Origin of the sequence: Alkalihalobacillus sp. NPDC127517 (assembly GCF_050276055.1) — a bacterium.
Taxonomy (GTDB): domain Bacteria; phylum Bacillota; class Bacilli; order Bacillales; family Bacillaceae_D; genus Alkalicoccobacillus.
This window is the reverse complement of record NZ_JBNNQX010000007.1, coordinates 211,334-231,360: the sequence shown is the minus strand read 5'-3', so window position 1 is coordinate 231,360 and position 20,027 is coordinate 211,334. Positions and strand designations below refer to the sequence as shown.

Annotated in this window: 22 protein-coding genes; 4 read left to right on the top strand and 18 right to left on the bottom strand. The window is 40.3% G+C overall.

Annotated elements, in window-relative coordinates:
• Nucleotides 1-187: 187 nt before the first annotated feature.
• Both ACQKKO_RS11860 and ACQKKO_RS11855 read left to right on the top strand, forming a co-directional pair.
• The gene (locus tag ACQKKO_RS11860; protein ID WP_498647383.1) at nt 188-1,954 is read left to right on the top strand and encodes a glycoside hydrolase family 13 protein; all 1,767 of its coding nucleotides are present in this window, start codon (nt 188-190) and stop codon (nt 1,952-1,954) included.
• 115 nt (nt 1,955-2,069) lie between these two features.
• Nucleotides 2,070-2,843, top strand: a complete 774-nt coding sequence (locus ACQKKO_RS11855; RefSeq protein ID WP_498647381.1) for an SDR family NAD(P)-dependent oxidoreductase — start codon at nt 2,070-2,072, stop codon at nt 2,841-2,843.
• A gap of 267 nt (nt 2,844-3,110) precedes the next feature.
• Here ACQKKO_RS11855 and ACQKKO_RS11850 read toward each other — a convergent pair whose 3' ends face one another.
• The 9 genes from ACQKKO_RS11850 to nagE all read right to left on the bottom strand — a co-directional run bounded on the left by ACQKKO_RS11850 (nt 3,111) and on the right by nagE (nt 11,640).
• Complete coding sequence (locus tag ACQKKO_RS11850) at nt 3,111-3,842, bottom strand: MerR family transcriptional regulator (RefSeq protein WP_498647380.1); 732 nt, start codon at nt 3,840-3,842, stop codon at nt 3,111-3,113.
• Between the two features lie 50 nt (nt 3,843-3,892).
• Nucleotides 3,893-4,390 (bottom strand): GNAT family N-acetyltransferase, encoded by a 498-nt coding sequence (locus tag ACQKKO_RS11845; protein WP_498647377.1) that lies wholly within the window; start codon nt 4,388-4,390, stop codon nt 3,893-3,895.
• A gap of 58 nt (nt 4,391-4,448) precedes the next feature.
• Nucleotides 4,449-5,102 (bottom strand): HAD family hydrolase, encoded by a 654-nt coding sequence (locus tag ACQKKO_RS11840; protein WP_498647374.1) that lies wholly within the window; start codon nt 5,100-5,102, stop codon nt 4,449-4,451.
• Nucleotides 5,099-6,142, bottom strand: a complete 1,044-nt coding sequence (locus ACQKKO_RS11835) for a hypothetical protein (protein WP_498647372.1) — start codon at nt 6,140-6,142, stop codon at nt 5,099-5,101. Before ACQKKO_RS11835 ends, ACQKKO_RS11840 begins: the two co-directional genes overlap by 4 nt.
• Before the next feature lie 306 nt (nt 6,143-6,448).
• Nucleotides 6,449-7,525, bottom strand: a complete 1,077-nt coding sequence (locus tag ACQKKO_RS11830; RefSeq protein ID WP_498647371.1) for an NAD(P)H-dependent flavin oxidoreductase — start codon at nt 7,523-7,525, stop codon at nt 6,449-6,451.
• A gap of 23 nt (nt 7,526-7,548) precedes the next feature.
• The gene (locus tag ACQKKO_RS11825) at nt 7,549-8,049 is read right to left on the bottom strand and encodes a GrpB family protein (protein WP_498647436.1); all 501 of its coding nucleotides are present in this window, start codon (nt 8,047-8,049) and stop codon (nt 7,549-7,551) included.
• Between the two features lie 37 nt (nt 8,050-8,086).
• On the bottom strand, nt 8,087-8,665 hold the full coding sequence (locus ACQKKO_RS11820) for an LOG family protein (RefSeq protein WP_498647370.1): 579 nt from the start codon (nt 8,663-8,665) through the stop codon (nt 8,087-8,089).
• Nucleotides 8,666-8,849: 184 nt separating this feature from the next.
• Entirely contained in the window at nt 8,850-9,914 is a 1,065-nt protein-coding gene (locus tag ACQKKO_RS11815) for a tartrate dehydrogenase (RefSeq protein WP_498647367.1), read from the bottom strand.
• 271 nt (nt 9,915-10,185) lie between these two features.
• A complete protein-coding gene (gene nagE / locus ACQKKO_RS11810) occupies nt 10,186-11,640 on the bottom strand; it encodes an N-acetylglucosamine-specific PTS transporter subunit IIBC (RefSeq protein ID WP_498647365.1) in 1,455 nt (484 codons plus the stop codon).
• Nucleotides 11,641-11,808: 168 nt separating this feature from the next.
• Between nagE and nagA the strand changes: the two genes are divergently transcribed.
• Nucleotides 11,809-13,011 (top strand): N-acetylglucosamine-6-phosphate deacetylase, encoded by a 1,203-nt coding sequence (nagA, locus tag ACQKKO_RS11805; RefSeq protein ID WP_498647363.1) that lies wholly within the window; start codon nt 11,809-11,811, stop codon nt 13,009-13,011.
• A complete protein-coding gene (gene nagB / locus ACQKKO_RS11800) occupies nt 13,011-13,733 on the top strand; it encodes a glucosamine-6-phosphate deaminase (RefSeq protein ID WP_498647361.1) in 723 nt (240 codons plus the stop codon). The genes nagA and nagB overlap by 1 nt, the downstream gene beginning before the upstream one ends.
• Before the next feature lie 11 nt (nt 13,734-13,744).
• Here the strand turns inward: nagB and ACQKKO_RS11795 are convergent, their stop codons facing one another.
• The 9 genes from ACQKKO_RS11795 to ACQKKO_RS11755 form a co-directional block, all read right to left on the bottom strand.
• Nucleotides 13,745-14,350 carry a response regulator transcription factor gene (locus ACQKKO_RS11795; RefSeq protein ID WP_498647359.1) on the bottom strand — a complete coding sequence of 202 codons (606 nt, stop codon included), beginning with the start codon at nt 14,348-14,350 and terminating at the stop codon, nt 13,745-13,747.
• Nucleotides 14,347-15,495, bottom strand: coding sequence for a histidine kinase (locus ACQKKO_RS11790; RefSeq protein WP_498647357.1), 1,149 nt, complete (start codon nt 15,493-15,495; stop codon nt 14,347-14,349). Before ACQKKO_RS11790 ends, ACQKKO_RS11795 begins: the two co-directional genes overlap by 4 nt.
• 13 nt (nt 15,496-15,508) lie before the next feature.
• Entirely contained in the window at nt 15,509-16,543 is a 1,035-nt protein-coding gene (gene desA, locus ACQKKO_RS11785) for a Delta(5) desaturase DesA (protein ID WP_498647353.1), read from the bottom strand.
• Nucleotides 16,544-16,663: 120 nt separating this feature from the next.
• Nucleotides 16,664-16,840: a DUF1272 domain-containing protein gene (locus tag ACQKKO_RS11780; protein WP_498647434.1), complete on the bottom strand. Its 177-nt coding sequence runs from the start codon at nt 16,838-16,840 to the stop codon at nt 16,664-16,666.
• A gap of 71 nt (nt 16,841-16,911) precedes the next feature.
• The gene (locus tag ACQKKO_RS11775) at nt 16,912-17,445 is read right to left on the bottom strand and encodes a GNAT family N-acetyltransferase (protein WP_498647433.1); all 534 of its coding nucleotides are present in this window, start codon (nt 17,443-17,445) and stop codon (nt 16,912-16,914) included.
• A 68-nt stretch (nt 17,446-17,513) separates the two neighbouring features.
• Nucleotides 17,514-18,263: a hypothetical protein gene (locus tag ACQKKO_RS11770; RefSeq protein ID WP_498647351.1), complete on the bottom strand. Its 750-nt coding sequence runs from the start codon at nt 18,261-18,263 to the stop codon at nt 17,514-17,516.
• A 285-nt stretch (nt 18,264-18,548) separates the two neighbouring features.
• Nucleotides 18,549-19,265: a Na-translocating system protein MpsC family protein gene (locus ACQKKO_RS11765; RefSeq protein ID WP_498647350.1), complete on the bottom strand. Its 717-nt coding sequence runs from the start codon at nt 19,263-19,265 to the stop codon at nt 18,549-18,551.
• A gap of 226 nt (nt 19,266-19,491) precedes the next feature.
• The gene (locus tag ACQKKO_RS11760; RefSeq protein ID WP_498647348.1) at nt 19,492-19,740 is read right to left on the bottom strand and encodes a hypothetical protein; all 249 of its coding nucleotides are present in this window, start codon (nt 19,738-19,740) and stop codon (nt 19,492-19,494) included.
• Nucleotides 19,741-19,755: 15 nt separating this feature from the next.
• Nucleotides 19,756-19,878 (bottom strand): hypothetical protein, encoded by a 123-nt coding sequence (locus ACQKKO_RS11755; RefSeq protein WP_498647347.1) that lies wholly within the window; start codon nt 19,876-19,878, stop codon nt 19,756-19,758.
• Nucleotides 19,879-20,027 lie beyond the last annotated feature (149 nt).

Genomic DNA, 20,027 nt, shown 5'->3' with positions numbered 1-20,027 from the left:
GTTAAATCTAAGTTCATTTACGCAAACGTTTGCACAAAAAGATAAAAATAAAATGTTCCACTCCAAAAATAGTATAATTTGAAGTGAGACATTTAGCAATAGCTTTTAAGAAAACGCTTGCATTTTTCGTTGACACCTTATGAGTCATCCTCTACACTTTAGCTATCTAATTCGGGAGGTGTTGTTTATGAACCGATCTTCTATCATTCATCATCAATCACATGCTGATGTTTATTCCTCATCTGATAAGTCTGTCACCATCCGTATAAAAACAGCTGCAGATGATGTCCAGCAGATTACACTGCTACATGGTGATCCATATCTATGGACTGAAGGTAAATGGCAATTTACACGAAGCTCTATGTCAAAGGCAGGCAGCGATGGAGTGCATGATTATTGGACTGCCACCATACAGTTACCACATTCTCGTTTGCGCTACGGATTCTTGCTTCAATCCACTGACCAATCGATAGTTTATACTGAACGAGGTTTTACTCAAGAGATCCCTGAACATGTAGCACCTTTCTTTTGCCTTCCCTACCTACACAGGGATGAACAGTTCTCTCCTCCAGATTGGGTGAGTAACACGGTTTGGTATCAGATCTTCCCAGAACGCTTTGCGAACAGTAATCCTTCCATTAATCCTGAGAATACGCTGGCATGGGGAAGTGAAAAACCAAAAGTAAACTCTTACTTTGGTGGTGATTTAAAAGGAGTACATGACCATTTGGATCACTTAAGTTCTCTCGGGATCACAGGCATTTATTTCACCCCTATTTTTAAAGCGTTCTCAAATCATAAGTACGATACGATCGATTATATGGAGATTGATCCACAGTTTGGCGATAAGCAAATGCTAAAAACACTGATCAAAGCTTGCCACAAGCGGGGCATTCGCATCATGCTTGATGCGGTGTTTAATCATAGTGGGTATCATTTTGGCCCCTTCCAAGATGTCCTGAAAAACGGTGAGCAATCTCCATACAAGGACTGGTTTCACCCACATAGCTTTCCATTACGTCCTTCAGGTGAACAGCCAAACTACGAAGCCTTTGCCTTTGAAGGGACCATGCCAAAACTCAACACTGCGAATTCAGAAGTAAAAGAATACCTACTTCAAGTGGCACGTTATTGGACTCAACACTTTGACATTGATGGCTGGCGATTAGATGTGGCAAATGAAGTAGACCACTCGTTCTGGAAAGAATTTAGGCAGACAGTTAAAGCCATAAAGCCTGATGTCTATATACTAGGTGAAATCTGGCATCAAGCCTCTCCTTGGCTACAAGGAGATCAATTTGATGCTGTGATGAACTATCCATTAACAGATGCGATTCAAGGATTCATTTTAAAAGATCACTCAACGAGTTCCTTTAAAGAATCAGTGACTAGGCATTTATTCAGCTATCCACAAACTGTTAATCATGTTCAATTTAATTTGCTTGGATCCCATGATACAGCTCGTGTGTTAACAGAAAGCAAAAACAACAAACAACATGTGATGCTTCAATACCTCATGCTCTTCTCCATGCCAGGTTCCCCCTGCATTTACTACGGGGACGAGATTGGAATGTCAGGGGGCAATGATCCCGGTTGCCGAGAATGTATGATCTGGGAGGAAGACAAACAAGATCTTGAATTGTTCTCCTTTATGAGAACATTGATATCATGGCGTAAAGAGCTACAACCAATGGGTTCAGTTGATTCGGTTCAATTTTATGATTCAGGAGACGCTGATGTATTGATCTATTCAACACACAAAAGCGATAACATGCTTGTCTATGTCATTAATCGTAAACATTCTCCTGTACAAATTTCAGTTCCAAATCGTTTACTACAATATGGCTTAATCGATGTTTTAACGAATACACAACTAGATGATCTAGATCCAATTGAGATTAAGAAAGAAAGTTACCGCATATTCAAGAGAGCCTCTGGTCAACGAGTAAGCTAAGATTAGAAAGATAACGCATCAGTCCCTACATAAGTCGTATTACTTTTTACTTATAAGTTCAAATATTATAATGAATATGTACGTATTACATCTTAGCTGAAGGGTGCGTGACATCATGGAAACATTTCCAGTATTAGAAGGTAAAGTAGCTATTATCACAGGAGCTGCAATGGGTATGGGACAAGCAACAGCTCAGTTATTTGCAGAAGCTGGAGCAAAAGTTGTAGTAGCAGACTTTAACGAAGAAAAAGGGAAAGAAGTTACAGCTGCAATTAACGAAAGTGGCGGAACAGCTTTTTTCCATAAAGTTGATGTATCAAAATCTGAACAAGTGAAACAACTTGTTGAAGCAACAGTAAACGAATTTGGTCGCCTAGATGTTGCAGTAAATAACGCTGCGATTACTCCTGATGATCGTCCGATTTCTGATTTTGACGAAGAATACTGGGACAAGTTGATGAACGTTGACCTTAAAGGTACAGCTCTTTGTATGAAATATGAACTTCAACAAATGATTAAACAAGGTGAAGGCGGCTCGATCGTTAATATTTCGTCTGTAAGCGGATACCGCCCACAACCAAATAACGCAACCTATGTAGCTGCTAAACATGGTGTGAATGGCCTGACTAAAACAGCTGCACTTGAAAATGGAGATAAAAACATTCGAGTGAACCAAGTAGCACCTGGAGCCATTGATACTCCAATGCTGCGTGCTGCACTTGATCAATTTGGCCATACAGAGGAAGAGTATGCTCCACAGTTAAGCTTGCTTAACCGTTTTGGTACACCTCGTGAGGTTGCACAAGCATCATTATGGCTTGCGTCTGACCAGTCTTCTTATATCACAGGTACAACCATCCATGCGGACGCCGGGTACACAAGTCGATAATGTATCAATCTAAAAAAGAGCGCGGGACATAACATTAATGTGAATAGCAAAACACGAACATAGCACATTATCCGCTACAGGAGAATCCCTCGCTTTCCGCGAAAAAGGCACCGCTACAGTGTCTTCACCACGTATTATACCGCAGGAGTCTCAGGTTCTCCTTCCGCTCGTTTTGTTAAAGATACGAATGGCGAATGATTCAACCGTAGAATCATTCGCCATCTTTTCATTAATTTCTAGTTTTGTCTCGCCCTCTTCTGTATGTTCTTATTGATGCTGTCTGGCATACTCACTCATTGCATCACGCATAAATCTGGCAAGTCCCTCTCCAAACTGATTAATGTTTTCTGTAAAACGTTCATCAGCGACGTACATCTCTCCGAGTCCTGCAAAAGCTTCAACTGAATAGGTTCCAATCTTATTTAGGAACGTGAACCATTTTCCAATAATCTCTTGTGCTTCTTGACTTGAGGGATCTAGATGACGGATCGACGCAAGCTCGCGATAAATCTGGTTCATTTCCTCGCCCATCTCTTTTTCATTTCCAGCAACATTTGCTGCCGCTTTATCAACAACATCGTCACCCCAACGATCTCTTGCTTCTTGTTCGTGTTTATTCCATCCTGTAAAATCAAATCCTGCAAATTTTTCTTGATTCGACATTTGAATCTCACCCTTCTTAAATCTGAGCGTCTTATCGATTGTAACGATCATCTGGTCAAGTTGATTTCTCTTTTCACTCAGCATTGAGCGATGAGTTTGTAAGGCTTCTACCTGATCAAACGAAGAACGGCTCATGATTTCTTTGATTTTTTTAAGAGGGACATCTAGTTCCCTGTAAAAGAGAATCTGCTGTAAGTTATCGAGATTGCGTTCAGAGTATAAACGATAGCCTGAATCGGTCACCTCATCCGGACAAAGCAAACCGATCTCATCGTAGTGATGTAGTGTGCGCACACTAATTCCCACAAGACTAGCTACCTCTTTAATCTTTAGCAACGAACTCACCTCCCTCAAAACCAACCTTAAGCTATCACGTAACGTGAGAGTCAATTGTTTTTTCCGAAATAAATATTTTTTACAAATGTGACGATACTAATTCCCTCTGGTGTTACGTGTTCTTCTGTTAATACAAAACCATTCTTTAGATAAGCTTGAACAGCCGGTGTGTTTAATGTCGCTGTTGAAACTTCTAGTTGAGTGCAATCTTTGTAAAGAGTACTCACATAATTTATTAATGAAGTACCAATTCCTTTTCTAAAATGTTCAGGATCAACCATAAGTCTTGTTATAAGAAGCCTGGTATGTTTAGTCTGAATAGATATAACAGCTTGTAATTCCTCTTTTTCATGGCATCCAAAGAAGAGACCCGAGTCTAACTTATAGTCATCAGCCGTTTCTTGGAGTGGAGGAAACGAGCGCACACCAATTAGGCTTGCTTCTACCTGGTATGATCTCATTTGAATGGCCCAGACTCTTTTCGTTATGTTTGGGTTGTTCATGTTTAGTTGTTGAATCATTCTCGTCCTTGTATCGCCATATCCCATCAGCGAACTCCTGTCATTAAAATTTGCACTGAATAGATGTTCACATTGAATTACCGTTTCACTTACCGCTCACCTCAGTGCTCACATTCAAATACTCAAGTAGTTCAGCAGTATTTAAAAATACCTGATCTCCCTGCACCGTAAGTAGCGGTTGATATCCTGGCAGCCAGTGCACTTCACCTGTTTGAACGTACGCACGTTGTCCAGCTAACAGATCGGCATCACTGTCGCCAAGGTAGATCGCGGATTCCTTTTGTGCACCTAACTGATGAAGAGCCAGTTCAATGCCTTCTGGGTCTGGTTTTGGCTTATTCACGTCATCCCCTGAAATCAATACATCGAAATAAGAACGCATATCCAGTGCTTGAAGGGAAAGGTCCAAACTACGTTGCGCCTTGCCTGTTATGATTCCGAGTTGATATCCAGCGGTCTTCAACTTCTCCAACAATGCACGAATGTCTCCGTTCTTTTCAACTAGCTTGTTATGGTGCTCGGAATAACTCGCATAATAACGTTCAATCGCTGCTTCTACATCAGGGTGCTTCAGCTGATTTCGTATGATTCCCGTTTCAGATGGACCAAACATCATAACAATGTCTTCGTCTGTCAGCTCTACTTCATCAAATGAACGAAACACGTCTTGAAAAGCTTTAAAACAAACGGGCAATGTATCGGCAAGTGTTCCGTCAAAATCAAATAAAATGGTTTTCATTCGATCACTCCCTCTTCTATTCGTGAGTTTATTGACATAATGTACTGGGCTTGTTTTTTTAGCTCCGGTAAATACTCTCTCACTTTATTTGCTCGTTGGTTTAAATCCGTAGGGCTTCTAATACCGAGATCAAGTAGTAGCTTATTAAATCCCTTCATGGATAAAAGGTGAGGTGCATCGAGAGTAAAGATTTGGTGACATCTTGCGTAGGTTGCAACCATCCAAAAGATTGCCTCATGATGGTGTCCAGCTGCAATGAGATCTCGGCTTCCTTGTATCGAGATCGCTTTTGCTTCTTGTGTGAGATCTGTGCTGAAAAAAAGCGGTGTTTTGGCTACTGAGGCAGCTACATCAAATGTTTCTTCAAGTTGTTCCAAATGTGAGGTTATAATCGTAGGGGTGAGGTGTTGGCAACCTAAAAAATTTAGTAGGTCTATATAGATATGATCTAATCCATAGTGGTGTAGCATTTCTTTTACTCTAAGATAACGCAAACGGACGGTTGGATTCCGTACGTCAGCAACTAGCAACACATGTGTCATTACTCCGGCTGCAAAAAGCCAACCTGTCACCTGTTCGGCCCAGGTTGAATGGGCTGGCAGAGTGTCGAGATTGTTTGTAATTCGAGAACGTGCGTCTTCACATCTTGCTTCGACCCATTTTCTTTGATAAAACTGGCTTTCCACTATCGATTGAACCTGTTGTAATTCTCCTGTTGGATCCAGCAAAATCGTATTCTTTTTTAAGCTGTTTGCTAGATGATACGAGCGCTGAACATTATCTGTCTTCCGAACAACCGACCAAGGTAAATACGTAATATCCAAACAAACTCCACTCGCACGAATTTTTCCAGGTTTTAATGGGACATCATTGCTGTTTACCACAATGAATACATCCACATCAGAGCTTTGTGTTAACTCATCCAACTCTTTTAACTCTGTAATGGAGCCTGCGAGGTACGCACTGTGAAACGTCAGGTGTCTAGAAGAAAACTGCGAAACCCATTCAAATGCCACTCGCCTTGCCTCTTTAACATTCATGTTAGCACTCACCTCACTAAGGTTTATCGCATAACTAAGGCATATTCTTTCCAGTAGCCTTCAACTCGCAGCTATTCCTCCAACGTCCAACCCGAGAATTGAAGGATACAGGTTTTCAACTCATCTGCTTTCTGATCCAACGTTTGTTTAGCCTATTCCCTGGCAACCTCAACATAAAGCCTTACCTTAACAGAAACGTTTCCAAATGGATCAAAATAAGAGTCGATTCGGTTGCTTGACGGATTAAATGTCTATGACTAGAATAGGGAAAATGTTCACTATCCCTCTACTCCTCATGCCCATGAACTAGACACCATTCCAAACCTCTTCAGCTTCCTCCATCACACGCTCAATCAACTCTCCTGCTGTCTGCACGCTTGCAAGCATTGGACTTTGACCAGACCAAAGGGACATGTATTCACGGTTCTTTCGCTTCACAGATTCCTGCCGAATGCTTTGAGTGAGCGTGTGTTGTATAGGGAATGCGGGTAGGTCTTCTTCATGTTTTTGCATCACTCGAATAAACGTATTGTTGATGCCCCTCGCTTTTTTCCCTGAAAAAACGCTTGTTAAGATGGTTTGGCTATCCGTTGCCTTTGTAACGGCTTTTTTATGGATATCTGAGGCTCCACTTTCCGTGCAGGTTAGAAAGGCCGTTCCCATTTGAACGGCATCCGCTCCTAAGCACCTAGCGGCCATCAGTGCACGACCATCCATAATTCCGCCAGCTGCAATAATCGGAATGTGAATGAGACGAATAGCTTGAGGGATTAGAGCCATTAAGCCAATCATTCCCTCTTCCTCTGTATGTAAGAATGTTCCTCTGTGTCCTCCGGCTTCACTTCCTTGTAGAATCACCATGTCTAGTCCCGCTCGTTCAATTTCAATGGCTTCTTTAACTGTAGTCGCTGTTCCAATCACTACAATGTTGTGCCGCTTTAAGCGCTCAATAATCGAGTGGGAGGGAATGCCAAACGTAAAAGAACAGACTGGAATGTTTTCTTCAATCATGACATCAATTAAAGCTTGGTAGGTACGGTGATCTTCTTCTGAACTAGGGAGAGGCACCTCCCCTTGTTCAATCTCCAGACTCTGATGAATGGAATGTAATAATGTCTTAGACGTATGTAAGGCGCAATCCTCCACCTGATAATCAGTTGGTACAAAGAGATTAACCCCAAAGTATTGGTTAGTTTTCTTTTTGACTGCTTTGATTTGTTTACGAAGGGCTGTAGGTGAAAGATATCCCGCAGCGATCATTCCAAGGCCTCCATGATTGGAAACGGCTGCAGTTAACTCTGGCGTTGAAATTCCACCTGCCATAGGAGCTTGGATGATGGGATGTGTGAGTTGAAGACGTTCGTAGATGCTTGCTTTCTTCATTTTAGGCTCCCCCTTTGTCTCATTCAATTTGTGTTGCGCTGTTTTATGACGGATTGAATAAAGTCTGATTTGTTTTTAGTATACAGCTCTCGGTCATGAGAATATTGCTTAGCTAACTTTATTTTTAGTGCTGCATATTCCCCTACCAGTGCAGTAGAGTTACGAAGGGCATCACGAAAACAGAGATGCTCGTCCCATTTTTTTGAACCTTCATCCACGATATGAAGATGAGCCACGCGTTTATTGTTATGTATTTTAATAAAGTACTTTCGCCATTCCTCTTCACCCTCTGGCGTGGGAATATGAACCCAGCTGTCCTTCTGCAAAAGGTCAGTAATAGGACCCATCTTGCTAAAGTCCTTCAGTTTTGCCATCAAATCAATCACCGGCTTTGCTGCTAATCCAGGTACAGCCGTACTTCCGATATGTTCAATTTTTCTTAAATGATAGGGACCTAGAAGCTCAAACAAGTGATTCTTTTCTGCTTGACCCTTTTCCTGCCATAGCTCTTTCGGATCTTCAATGACAATGGGGTCCTTTTCCTATCAAACGATTGACTCATTAGTTTCCCCACTTAGAGATTTCAAGTGGTTGAAAGCTTTCCAACCTTTGTAACAGGTCCGTTGCATTGGTCTCGGAGATGATTAAGTCTTGATATGCAGGTCTCATAAATCCTTGCTCAACTGTATGATTCATCATGTCTAGCAACGGCTGATAAAAGTTATTTACATTTAAGAAGCTACATGGCTTGTGGTGATAGCCTAGTTGCGACCACGTAAAGACTTCAAACCACTCTTCTAACGTCCCTGCCCCTCCAGGCAACGCAATAAAGGCATCAGACAAATCAGCCATCATCGCTTTTCGTTCGTGCATCGTTTTCACAACATGCTGCTCTGTTAATCCACTATGAGCAAGTTCAACATTCATTAGCTTCTCCGGAATCACACCAATCACTTCTCCACCTGCTGCTAAGCATGCGTTCGCAACGGCGCCCATGCAGCCTACTTGAGCTCCTCCGTAGACAAGAGCAATTCCTCTCTCCGCTAATAACGCTCCTACCTTACTTGCCTCTTCCATATAAATTGGGTCTGTACCAGTGCTTGATCCACAAAATACAGCAATACGTTTTAACTGTTTCACAGAATTCTCCCCTTTTTCTACACAAATCTATTTATTCTATTAGTATTCAATAGTTGGTTTTAACTTTCAACCGTTAAGTCATTTTCTTTTTTCAAAGATTGTGAAAAGAAATAGATAGATAAAGAAAGAAACCCCAGATAGAGCCTTACAGCTGTATAAAGGGTTCTACTTTTTTCTGAAGTCATCAGATGGTTTTCTTTTGCAACGTCTTAATAATCTCATTTGTCACTTCTGTTGTTGAATGACCTCCGCCAATGTCTGGCGTAACGATCCCCTGACTAGTTACCTCTTCAATTGATTGAAGTAAGTGTTCACCAAGCTCGGTTTCTCCGTGATGGTCAAGTAGCATTTTAGCTGTCCAGATTTGACCAATTGGATTGGCAATCCCTTTACCAATGATGTCTGGAGCAGAACCATGAACAGGCTCAAACATCGATGGATATTTACCGTTTAAATTAATGTTGGCTGCGGGTGCAACACCAATACTACCCATAATGGCTGCACCAATATCTGTTAGGATATCTCCAAATAAGTTAGAAGCGACGATTACATCAAACGTTTCCGGTCGAGTGACAAAGAACGCAGCTAGCGCATCAATATGCTGTGAATCTGCTTGAATCGAAGGGTATTCCTTACTAACCTCCTGAAACACCTCGTCCCAAAAGGGCATGGAATAAACAATTCCGTTTGATTTTGTCGCGCTGGTCACATGTCTCCGCCTTGATTTAGCTAGATCAAAGGCATAACGCATTGCTCGTTCGGTGCCACGCCTGGAGAATACTGCATTTTGAATGGCAATCTCGTCTTCTCCTTGATGGATCCTTCCACCAATCGAGCTATATTCACCCTCACTATTTTCTCTAACGACAAGCAGATCAAACTCTTTAGGGTTAACTAGTGGGGACGTCACTCCCTTGAGTACCTTAGCAGGTCTGACATTAATAACCTGTTCAAACTCACGGCGTATATTAATAAGAAGCCCCCATAGAGACACATGATCTGGAACAAGATTCTGATTTCCTACCGCTCCTAGAAAAATAGAGTCAAAGTCCTTTAACTGCTCTAACCCATCCTCTGGCATCATTGTTCCGTGTTCCAGATAATATTCACAGCTCCAAGGAAAGGAAGAAAATTGAAATTCAATTCCACCATGCAATTCAGATACCGCTTTCAAAACTCTTTCGGCTTCAGGCACAACTTCTTTTCCGACCCCGTCTCCAGGAATGCTTGCGATCGTCAGTTTCTTCATCATTCTCCACTCCTATTCCGTTTCTATTTTTCTATTGTACTATTAGAACTTCCCTCATCTCAAACGATGTCATTAAAGAGACTGGGACAAAACATCAATTCGCCTATGAAAACACGAACATAGCAATCTATCCGCTACAGGAGAATCCCTTCCGCTCGCCTTACCAAAAAATCCGGAAATTACGAATGGCGAATGATTCGATCGTAGAATCATTCGCCATTGTCGTATTGATCTTTAGTTATGTCCCAGGCTCTTCTTTATCAACCTTACCTTATTCCTTACTGATTCTTTTCATTTCATCAGCGACGAATTGAACCTGCGTTCCTACAACAACTTGTACGCTGGTTTTTCCTGTAACAATGAATCCTGATACTCCATGAATTGCTTTTAGTTTTGAGGAGTCAATGTTTGAGGGATTCACTACTTCTAATCTTAATCGAGTGACACAATTATCAATGGAGGTTACATTCTCCTGTCCACCTAACTCCTTGTAAATCTTAGTAGCCATTTCGGTAAATGAAACATTTCGATCAGTGGAAGATTTTTGTGTATCTGTCACCTCTTCTACTTCTTCATCTTCTCTACCAGGCGTTTTAATATCAAACTTTAAAATTAAGAATTTAAAAATAAAGTAGTATAACATAAAGAAGAAAAGCCCCTGAAGTAGTAACATATACGGTTGGTTAGCCATCGGTAAACGTGAGCTTAAGACAAAATCAATTAAACCAGCACTAAAACCAAATCCCGCTGTCCATTCAAAGGATGCTGCAATGGCAAAAGATAGCCCTGTTAAGAGTGCATGCACAATGTATAACAATGGGGCAACAAACATAAAGGCAAATTCAACTGGCTCTGTGACTCCTGTTAAAAAGGCTGCAAATCCACCAGCTAGCATAAGTGAAGCGACGACTTTCTTCTTGTTTGTCTTAGCAGTATGATACATCGCAAGACCTGCGGCAGGAATCCCAAACATCATGATTGGAAAAAAACCTGCTTGGTACATACCAGTGACTCCCTTCACTCCCGTACCTGACCAGAAGTTACCTATATCATTGATACCGAGATCAAACCAGAAGACACTATTTAACGCATGATGTAATCCGATTGGAATGAGTAGTCTGTTTACAAACCCATAAATCCCTGCGCCTACTGCTCCTAACGTACTGATTGACTCACCAAACGTAACGAGTCCGTTATAGACTGTTGGCCATGCAATATAAAAGAATACGGATGCAAGAATCATAACCGCCGAAGTTAGAATTGGAACCAATCGTTTCCCACTAAAGAATGCAAGTGCACTTGGAAGCTGAACATGGCTAAATCGATTAAACATAACAGATGCAATTAATCCTGATATAATACCAATGAATACATTTTCAATATTACTAAAAGCCATATTCACTTCTGACTCTTCAATTCCTTGAATTAACGAGATGGATTCAGCTGAAAGTAAAGTTGTAATCACAAGGAAGGCGACTAGTCCACTGAGTGCAGCGGCCCCGTCTTTTTGTTTCGACATACCTAATGCAACACCTACTGCAAACAAAATGGGTATATGCTCAATAATCGATTCCCCAGCTATTATTAAAAATGCTGCGATCACATTCTCCGAGCCCCACCCTGATGGATCAATCCAATACCCAATTCCCATTAAGATTGCGGCAGCTGGAAGGACGGCTACCGGTAACATTAAAGAACGCCCTATTCTTTGAAGATAATTCATCATCGTTATGTACCTCCTTTTTTAACTTGTACCTCACTCACAAAATATAACTATGTTATGTTTAATAGGTATATCTCTAAACCATACTAAAAGCTTGAAACAAATAAAATGGTTTCCTCTAATTAATCCTTTTTTATTTTTAGATAACGGAAAACGAAGGAGACGTGTATGATGCAACACACTCAAAAACCAATAATTCTGAAAGGAATGGAAGTCTATACTGAACATCAATTCATTCAGTCCGGTTACATACTTATAGAGAATCAACATATTGCAGCAGTAGGCTCAATTAATGAGTTGAATTCAATTTCTTCTGATTATGAAGTGATTGAAATCCCACCTGAGTACAAAGCGGTACCTGGTTTTATTGACATCCACATACACGGGGCACATGGAGCTGATGCGATGGATGCAACACATGAGTCTCTGCAAACCCTCACAACGAATCTTCCAAAAGAAGGAACAACTAGTTTCCTTGCTACAACGATGACTCAAAGTTCTTCATCCATTGAAAATGCCTTAATCCATGCAGGGGAATTTATCCACAAGCAACAGCATTCAGGACAAGCCGAGATTCTTGGGATTCACTTAGAAGGACCCTTTATTAACTCTGATAAAGCTGGGGCTCAGCCAGTTGAATATATTGTTCCACCAAGTATAGATGTGTTTAAAAGGTGGCATTCTTTATCTAGAGAGTCTATTAAAATCGTTACATTAGCTCCTGAAATGGATGGGGGATTAGATTTAGTAGAATACCTTCACTCTCAGGACATCATCGCGTCAATTGGCCATTCAAACGCTACATATCTTGAGGTAAACAAAGCAATAGAGAAAGGGTCCACTCAGGTGACTCATTTGTTTAATCAGATGAGTGGCATTCACCACCGAGAGCCTGGTGTAGTTGGAGCAGCATTCTTACATGATTCACTCCTAGCAGAATTAATTGTGGATGGCATTCATGTTCGCCGTGAAATTGTTAAGTTAGCTTTTAAACAGAAAGGGCCAGAGGGGTTACTACTGATAACAGATGCGATGAGAGCAAAGGGATTGCCGGATGGCTTGTATGATTTAGGAGGTCAATCTGTCAATGTGAAAGAAGGAGAAGCCTTGTTAAGTGATGGAACGTTAGCAGGAAGTGTAGTCACACTTAATCAAGCTCTTAAGAATATGATGAATTTTTCAGGATGTACCCTACATGAGGCTGTCCTAATGGCTTCCGTAAACCCTGCAAAGCAGGTTAACGTCTATGATCGAAAAGGCAGTATTTCCGTTGGAAAAGATGCGGATCTCGTTATTTTAGATTCTACATGTGAAGTGGCTATGACCTATTGCCAGGGAAAATGTGCGTATGTACGAGACGGAGGAGGAAACTGATGCAAATCATTAAGGCACGGGATTACGGGGATATGAGTGTAAAAGCTGCAGAGTTTGTGATTTGGCATTTAAAACAGAATCCTGCAATGAACATTGGCTTTGCTACAGGTGGAACACCCATTGGTTTGTACAAGCAGTTAGTAGAAGATCACAAAAAAAATTACACGTCTTATCAACAGGTCACATCATTTAATTTAGATGAATACATTGGTCTCTCGTATGACCACCCGCAGAGCTATCACTCCTATATGAGAGAACACCTTTTCAGCCATATTGATATAGGTGATGAGCGAATTTTTTTACCAAAGAGTAACACCCACGAACCTGAAACTGCGAGCGCGGCTTATGAAGATGCACTGTATAAACAGGGAGGCATTGATCTACAAATTCTTGGAATTGGAAATAATGGACATATTGGCTTTAACGAACCGGGAACACCTTTTCAATCGAACACTCATATCGTTAAGCTTGAAGAGACTACACGTGTCGCAAATGCGCGATTTTTCAACAAGATCTCTGAGGTACCAACCCACGCCATCACCATGGGAATTGCTAGTATCATGAGAAGCAAGGAAATTCTGTTGTTAATCTCAGGTCAGAGCAAGAGGGATGCCCTGCACCACCTATTACATGGGAAGGAAACGCAAGATTTTCCTGCATCCATCTTAAAGCGACACCCGCGTGTTACAGTGATTGCTGATGCTGCTGCACGTGGTGAGTAATTGATTGGTAACTAATTAAACCAGCCCTTTTCTTTTGAATGAGTTACAGCCTCGATGCGATTTTTCACATCTAACTTTTCTAAGATCACAGAAACGTAATTTCTGACCGTTCCAAGTTTAAGGTCAAGTTCGGTTGATATTTCTTTTGTGCTTTTTCCTTCTGCAATTAAAGAAAGAACTTCTTTCTCGCGTTCTGTTAATGGATTTGTCTCACGAAAGACATCATCCATCAATTCAGGTGCATAGACACGTTTTCCTATTACAACTTGTCGAATAGCATGAGCAAGCTCATCGCTGGAGCTGTCTTTTAGCAAATAGGCACTGACTCCGGCTTGCAGAGCCCGTTGAAAATACCCAGAACGCGCAAACGTCGTAAGAATAACAACCTTCGTATCAAACTCAAGTAGCTTCAACTCTTCCGCTGCATCAAGCCCTGTCTTTATAGGCATTTCGATATCCATAATGCACACATCAGGTTGATGCTTAGCCACAAAGTCAACAGCTTCCTGTCCTGTCTTTCCCTTTCCAACAATCTTCATATCATCCTCAAGGTTAAGCAATGCTTCAAGTGCTCCAAGCAACAGCTGTTGGTCTTCGGCTATATAAATTGTTATCATGAATTCCCATCCTTGTAGATTATTTTAATGTCATATGGCACTTGAATGCGAAGCTCTGTCCCATCCTCAGAGTTAATCTCAAGGCTACCATCTACAAATTCCAAGCGCTCTCTCATCCCTGCAAGCCCATTCCCCTTCTCAAAATCATTCTCCGTCTTTTTAAATGTTCCATTATCCCTTACGATTAGAAGAAGTTGACCTTGATCCGACTGAATAAACGCTTCGCAGCTTGTTGCATTACTATGCTTTACGACATTCGTAACGGCTTCCTTTAAACACATGGCTAGTATATTCTCGGTAATCAATTGTATATTCGATACTAGATCCGTGTCTTCCTCATGCCAGCTCCATTCAATATGTGCGGCTTTTAGCATTTGCGCTGATAACATTCGTTCATCTCTTAATCTGAGGCCTTTCATCGATGACACTAATTTTCTTACTTCATTTAAAGAAGCTCTTGCCGTTTGTTGAACTTCTTTGATTTCGATCGCAGCTTGTTCAGGATCTTTGTAAATCAACTTTCGTGCTAGCTCACTTTTAAGTCCAATCATCGAAAGACTTTGCCCAAGTGTATCATGCAGGTCTCTTGCAATTCGTTGACGTTCCTTCACCTTTATTAACTCGGATAATTGTTCGTTCGCATTCTCAAGCTTATGCTCCAGTACATCTCGTTCGTTCTTATTATGAGTACTGAACGGCAGAAGAATCACACTAATCCAGGCGATAATAACAAACGCCAGCTGTGGTAAAAACAAGCTCGGTTCATTAATAATTCCATAGTTAATCGCAAATGATGTTGTAACTAAATGAATGAAGTATAACAGGTAAAACGATCGCTTGTCCCTTATATTACCAATAAAGTAAGCAACAAAAAAGGCAAAAAATGTGTACCCGAACAAAAGGATCGTTGAAGTGGAGATACCCATTAAAAGAAAGATCCATAGATAGACAAGCCATCCTTTAGAAAGAAAGGCAATTCGATAAAAAATGAAAAAACTAACCACTAAGATGACACTTGAAATGATATCTACTTCAAATGAAAATTGAAAAATAAAATAGAAGGGAAGAACAAAGAATACCGCCCAGATATAAGGCGATATTCCACTATAGGTATGAAGATTAAACTTCTGCATTTTTTCTAGCATATCGATCATCCTATCATGTTAGAGAACGGTTCACCGTATTAGGAGAAACCTGTTTTAATACATTATACCCAACAAATCGTCTTGCTTCAGTATCCCAAAGTCTGAATTTTAAAGAAGTGAGACTTGTTCGTAACGTGATTGTTGGAATATTACTCAACTGCTCCGTTTTGTTATGAGCTTCTGCTAACTTATAATTAGGAATTCGTGGGCTCAGGTGATGCACATGGTGATAGCCAATATTCCCAGTTAACCACTGCAATAATGGAGGTAGCTTGTAGTACGAGCTTCCTTCCACAGCCGCTTTTACGTAATCCCAATTTTCGTCTTCTTCAAAATACGTATCTTCAAATGTATGTTGTACGTAGAAAAGCCAAATCCCTAGCATCCCAGAGATAAAAAAGATTGGAAGTTGGATTAAGAGAAACGCCTGCCAGCCTACAAGTAAACATGTACCCGTGGCCAAAAGCACAATACATAGATTTATCACATACGTGTTAATCCGCTCTTTACGTGGTGCTTCTTTTCGATTAAATCGATTCTTAATTAGGAATAAATAGATAGGTCCAAGACCAAACATAACCACCGGGTTACGATACAGTCGATACATCAACTTTTCCTTTTTAGAAGCTTCCTGATACTCACTAATCGTCATCACCCAGATGTCACCAGTTCCACGTTTGTCTAAGTTACTGCTTGTTGCGTGATGAATCGAATGATCCCGTTTCCACTGTAAATATGGAAACAACGTTAAGACACCGGTTACTGTTCCGAGAATGTGATTCACTTGTTTATTTTTAAAGAACGATCCATGACAACAATCATGAAAAATAATAAAGATTCGGATGAGAAATCCAGCCGCTACAACAATAAGAGGAAGCGACAGAAAATAAGAAACATCCATTAAAAAATATGCGCCTACCCAAAGAGCAATAAATGGGATAAATGTATTCATTAATTGTATAATACTACTTTTATTTTCACCTTTAGCATATTGAAGAACTTGTTGAGTTAACTTTTTGGTTTTTTGAATGTGGTCAGTGTGAGTCATATATCAGTCTCCTTCGTCACTTATCTATAACGTAACTATAAGCGCTTTCGGAAAAAATCGTAAGTAGTACTTATCATAAGAGCAGTATGACAAATGTCATACTGCTCCTCGTGCCACCAATCAAACGTGCTGTTTCACCGGTGGTCTTGGCCTGCGCACAAGTTCCCCGCTACAATTAGGACAAATATTTTTTAATTCGCTAGTGCACTCCTTGCAATACGTACATTCATGCACACAAATGTAAGCAAATAAATGGTCTTTGAGTGCTTTGTTACAGCGTTCACAGCTCTTTCTCATCTCTAAACCCATCCTCAAATTCCTCCTCTATCTATACAAAAAAGAATCGCACAAAGGTTGGCGATTCTTTTTTAATAAAACCATTCTTCCCTTAAGACGCCGTAACGAACGGAGTCATAGTACTCACCTTGATAGAAACGACATTTTCGTAGTCTTGCTTCAAGTGTCATACCCAGCTTCTCACCAAGCCTCATCATGCGCTTGTTCCCTGACCAAGTCGTAAAACCAACTCTTACTAACGGCAAAGTCTCAAACAAATGAGTAACCCATGCTTTCAAACATGGTGTTCCGTACTGCTTATTCCATTGAGAAGAATCATAGATAATAATTCCTGCCTCAAGCCAATTTGAAGGTTTATGCTCCCAGTAATAAGAAACCGTACCAACTAAACGACCATTCGCAAAAATTCCGTATACATCATCCTGATCAACATATTGAGTACTTAGCTTTGCTAAGAAATCATCGTAAGTAAGAGCTTGATGCTCAAAGTATGGAGCATCCCATTTCTTCCATTCAGGCTTCTCATCTTTGTAGGCAAGCGTCCAAAACGAAAGCATATCTTCTTCCTTTAGAGGTCTCATGTTTAAATGGTCGTTAACAACGATCACGCTCTCACCTCCACAATCTACATGGTTAAATATACCAGTAGTCTACCATATAGGAGCGAACATACCTAGTCTTTTTTCTCTGGTTCTGTATGGTCGGAGCGCTCTTTTTGATCTCGATCACGGTTTTCAATTGTTTCCTCTTGTTGTTCTGTATAGCCTTTATTCGACTCGGAAGACGAATGCTCGTGCGACGGATCTGTATGGTCCTCTCTCGTCTCCTGATCTCGGTCACGATTTTCAATCGTTTCCTCCTGAGCTTCGGTATATCCTTCTCTTTTGTTGTCATCTTCTGATTCATTTTTCTGCTTTTCTTCTTTCTCTTTTTCCAATCTTGCCTTTTTGAAATCAGAACGCTCGCCATGCCAAATTAAATCAAATATAGCCCGTCCATTTGTTGGTTGTCCATCTGGCAAGTATACAGGTATGACATCAAAGAAAATGTAGTAGAAGATATAAAAAAGGAAGGTATTCCAGAACACGTTAGATTCAATGATACCATTGGCTAACATCATATTAATGGTGAGACCCAGAAGAAGTGGACCAAAAATCGGTGATGCATAGATGAATCCGTGCCAAAACCGATTTTTCGGATTCAGCTCTTCATACTCAATCCAACTGTACATAAAGAAATACCGTCTTACTTCAATCGTCGGCAATGAAAATAAAATGGGGCCACTTCCCACAATCAATTTCTTTTCCTTTGCACCAAGGATTGTAACAGCTAGGTAGTAACCTGCTTCCCGAATGATTGAGGTTAGCGGGAGGATAACAACTGCTGCGACAATTAAGCGGAATAAATCGTATAAGCCAAACATGTAAATTCCCTTCTATCTATTAATCTCTTCTATATATAGTTGAATAACAACGGTCGCATTTTTTGTACTGTTCTTCGTCAATTAATTTCTGAACATATAATTCACTATGAGTACTTTCTCTACTTTCAAGTGATGTCGTGTGAAATGCACATGAATCTCTTACAAAGGAGGATCTGTGGATAAGTTTCTGCGTTGTGTCGATTAAATATTTCATGATAATATTCCCCTTTCTTTCATAAAAAAAAACCGAAAAGGAGTATTCTCCCTTTCGGCTTACGTTCAGCACTAATTGTCTGAATCGTTACTACCTAGATTTTCAGTTGGCTTTAAAATAAATACAATGTAACTTATATCTTCAATGAAATCCCAGTCAACAAAGATGTCCATGATTTCAGCATTCAACATATCGTTAAAATCTCCTGTTTCCAAAAGACTCTTCTCTAAATGTCGTTTCGTCAGCTTAAGTGGCTCTATAAAGCCTTGACGAATAAGTTCTTTCTCAATACGGACCAAAATCCCCTCACGCTTTACAATTAAAGTTCGATCATTCAGGTAGCATGAATTCACTGCATCTGGTAGTCTTTCAGCCTGCTTACTCACCTGTTCAATTTCTCGGTGAATAGCCGCTTTGTTTGAATAATCCTCCAGCATGTCAGCGTTTTGATCCGTGCTTTCCATCACTCCAATAATAATTCCGGAGCGATTATGCAATGACCAATCATAGTACAACTCTGAGACTTTAAGATTATGAGTAGCAGAGAGCGTAGCTTTAATTTCAGGGAGAAGTTCATTCATCAATAGATCTCTGATTTCTTCAACCTTTACATCTTTGTTTTGAGCCATTAAGACACGTTCCATTGGAGAAAGAAATTCTCTTAAATGCATCGTAATAAAAGGTTCTTTTATCGATACGTACACAGAGGATGGACCTTTACCAAAGTTGTCTCTTAATAATTTACCTACAAAACTAGACATTTCAGCTTGAATGGACCGTTTATTCATTTTTCGACCTTCCTTTTAGAGACAAGAACATTAATTTTTCTCGTCCACGTTTAGTATACTAGTCATCGTTTCATAATGAAAGGGGTTCACTGGTTTGTATGAGGACGCGACGTCGTTAATATGTGTAATACCCCTATTCCGGCAACTTATTCCTCATCCAGATTGAATTATGTAAAAAACCTCAGGACATGTTAGGGTACCCTGAGGAAATGTGTTTTATTCGTTCTTATTTTCTTGGAAAGCCATTAAAGATTTCGCCAAACTTCATATGATAAATATCGTTAACCACTGAATTCACTTTCCCTTTATCAGATAAATGTCCCTCTAGTACAATCTCAACTCGTTGATTGTTATCAACTAAAACCGCTTGAACAACAAGAGCATCTAATAAAATCCCAGTAATAACAGCGATTTGTTGTGGAGACAAACTATAATTTGAAAACATACCGTCATATTGGTTGCTATCCTTGCCCATTCATCCGCCCTCCACTTAAGTTGATATGATCTCATCACTTCCTAAAGTTGAATCTGATCGACCTGCACCAATGCTAAACAAGATAAAGATAATCACAACAATGAAAAACAACGCTCCTGATTTGAAGGAATGTCCCATACATGTTCCCCCTACTTTATATAGCCTTATGTACCATATGAAGTTGACATTGATTGGTGACACATGAATAAGAAAAACAAATTTCCAGATAAATATTAAAAATTCAGTTTGATATAAAATCTCACGGGGAATGGCATTCATAAGAACAT

Coding starts and splice junctions, on each gene's coding strand:
- nagB (WP_498647361.1), top strand. CDS start 13,011: ATGCAAATCATTAAGGCACGGGATTACGGGGATATGAGTGTAAAAGCT.
- ACQKKO_RS11815 (WP_498647367.1), bottom strand. CDS start 9,914: ATGAAGAAACTGACGATCGCAAGCATTCCTGGAGACGGGGTCGGAAAA.
- nagE (WP_498647365.1), bottom strand. CDS start 11,640: ATGATGAATTATCTTCAAAGAATAGGGCGTTCTTTAATGTTACCGGTA.
- nagA (WP_498647363.1), top strand. CDS start 11,809: ATGCAACACACTCAAAAACCAATAATTCTGAAAGGAATGGAAGTCTAT.
- ACQKKO_RS11755 (WP_498647347.1), bottom strand. CDS start 19,878: ATGGGACATTCCTTCAAATCAGGAGCGTTGTTTTTCATTGTTGTGATT.
- ACQKKO_RS11835 (WP_498647372.1), bottom strand. CDS start 6,142: ATGAATGTTAAAGAGGCAAGGCGAGTGGCATTTGAATGGGTTTCGCAG.
- ACQKKO_RS11770 (WP_498647351.1), bottom strand. CDS start 18,263: ATGTTTGGCTTATACGATTTATTCCGCTTAATTGTCGCAGCAGTTGTT.
- desA (WP_498647353.1), bottom strand. CDS start 16,543: ATGACTCACACTGACCACATTCAAAAAACCAAAAAGTTAACTCAACAA.
- ACQKKO_RS11760 (WP_498647348.1), bottom strand. CDS start 19,740: ATGGGCAAGGATAGCAACCAATATGACGGTATGTTTTCAAATTATAGT.
- ACQKKO_RS11855 (WP_498647381.1), top strand. CDS start 2,070: ATGGAAACATTTCCAGTATTAGAAGGTAAAGTAGCTATTATCACAGGA.
- ACQKKO_RS11845 (WP_498647377.1), bottom strand. CDS start 4,390: ATGGGATATGGCGATACAAGGACGAGAATGATTCAACAACTAAACATG.
- ACQKKO_RS11790 (WP_498647357.1), bottom strand. CDS start 15,495: ATGCTAGAAAAAATGCAGAAGTTTAATCTTCATACCTATAGTGGAATA.
- ACQKKO_RS11830 (WP_498647371.1), bottom strand. CDS start 7,525: ATGAAGAAAGCAAGCATCTACGAACGTCTTCAACTCACACATCCCATC.
- ACQKKO_RS11840 (WP_498647374.1), bottom strand. CDS start 5,102: ATGAAAACCATTTTATTTGATTTTGACGGAACACTTGCCGATACATTG.
- ACQKKO_RS11860 (WP_498647383.1), top strand. CDS start 188: ATGAACCGATCTTCTATCATTCATCATCAATCACATGCTGATGTTTAT.
- ACQKKO_RS11795 (WP_498647359.1), bottom strand. CDS start 14,350: ATGATAACAATTTATATAGCCGAAGACCAACAGCTGTTGCTTGGAGCA.
- ACQKKO_RS11765 (WP_498647350.1), bottom strand. CDS start 19,265: ATGAATAAACGGTCCATTCAAGCTGAAATGTCTAGTTTTGTAGGTAAA.
- ACQKKO_RS11780 (WP_498647434.1), bottom strand. CDS start 16,840: ATGAGAAAGAGCTGTGAACGCTGTAACAAAGCACTCAAAGACCATTTA.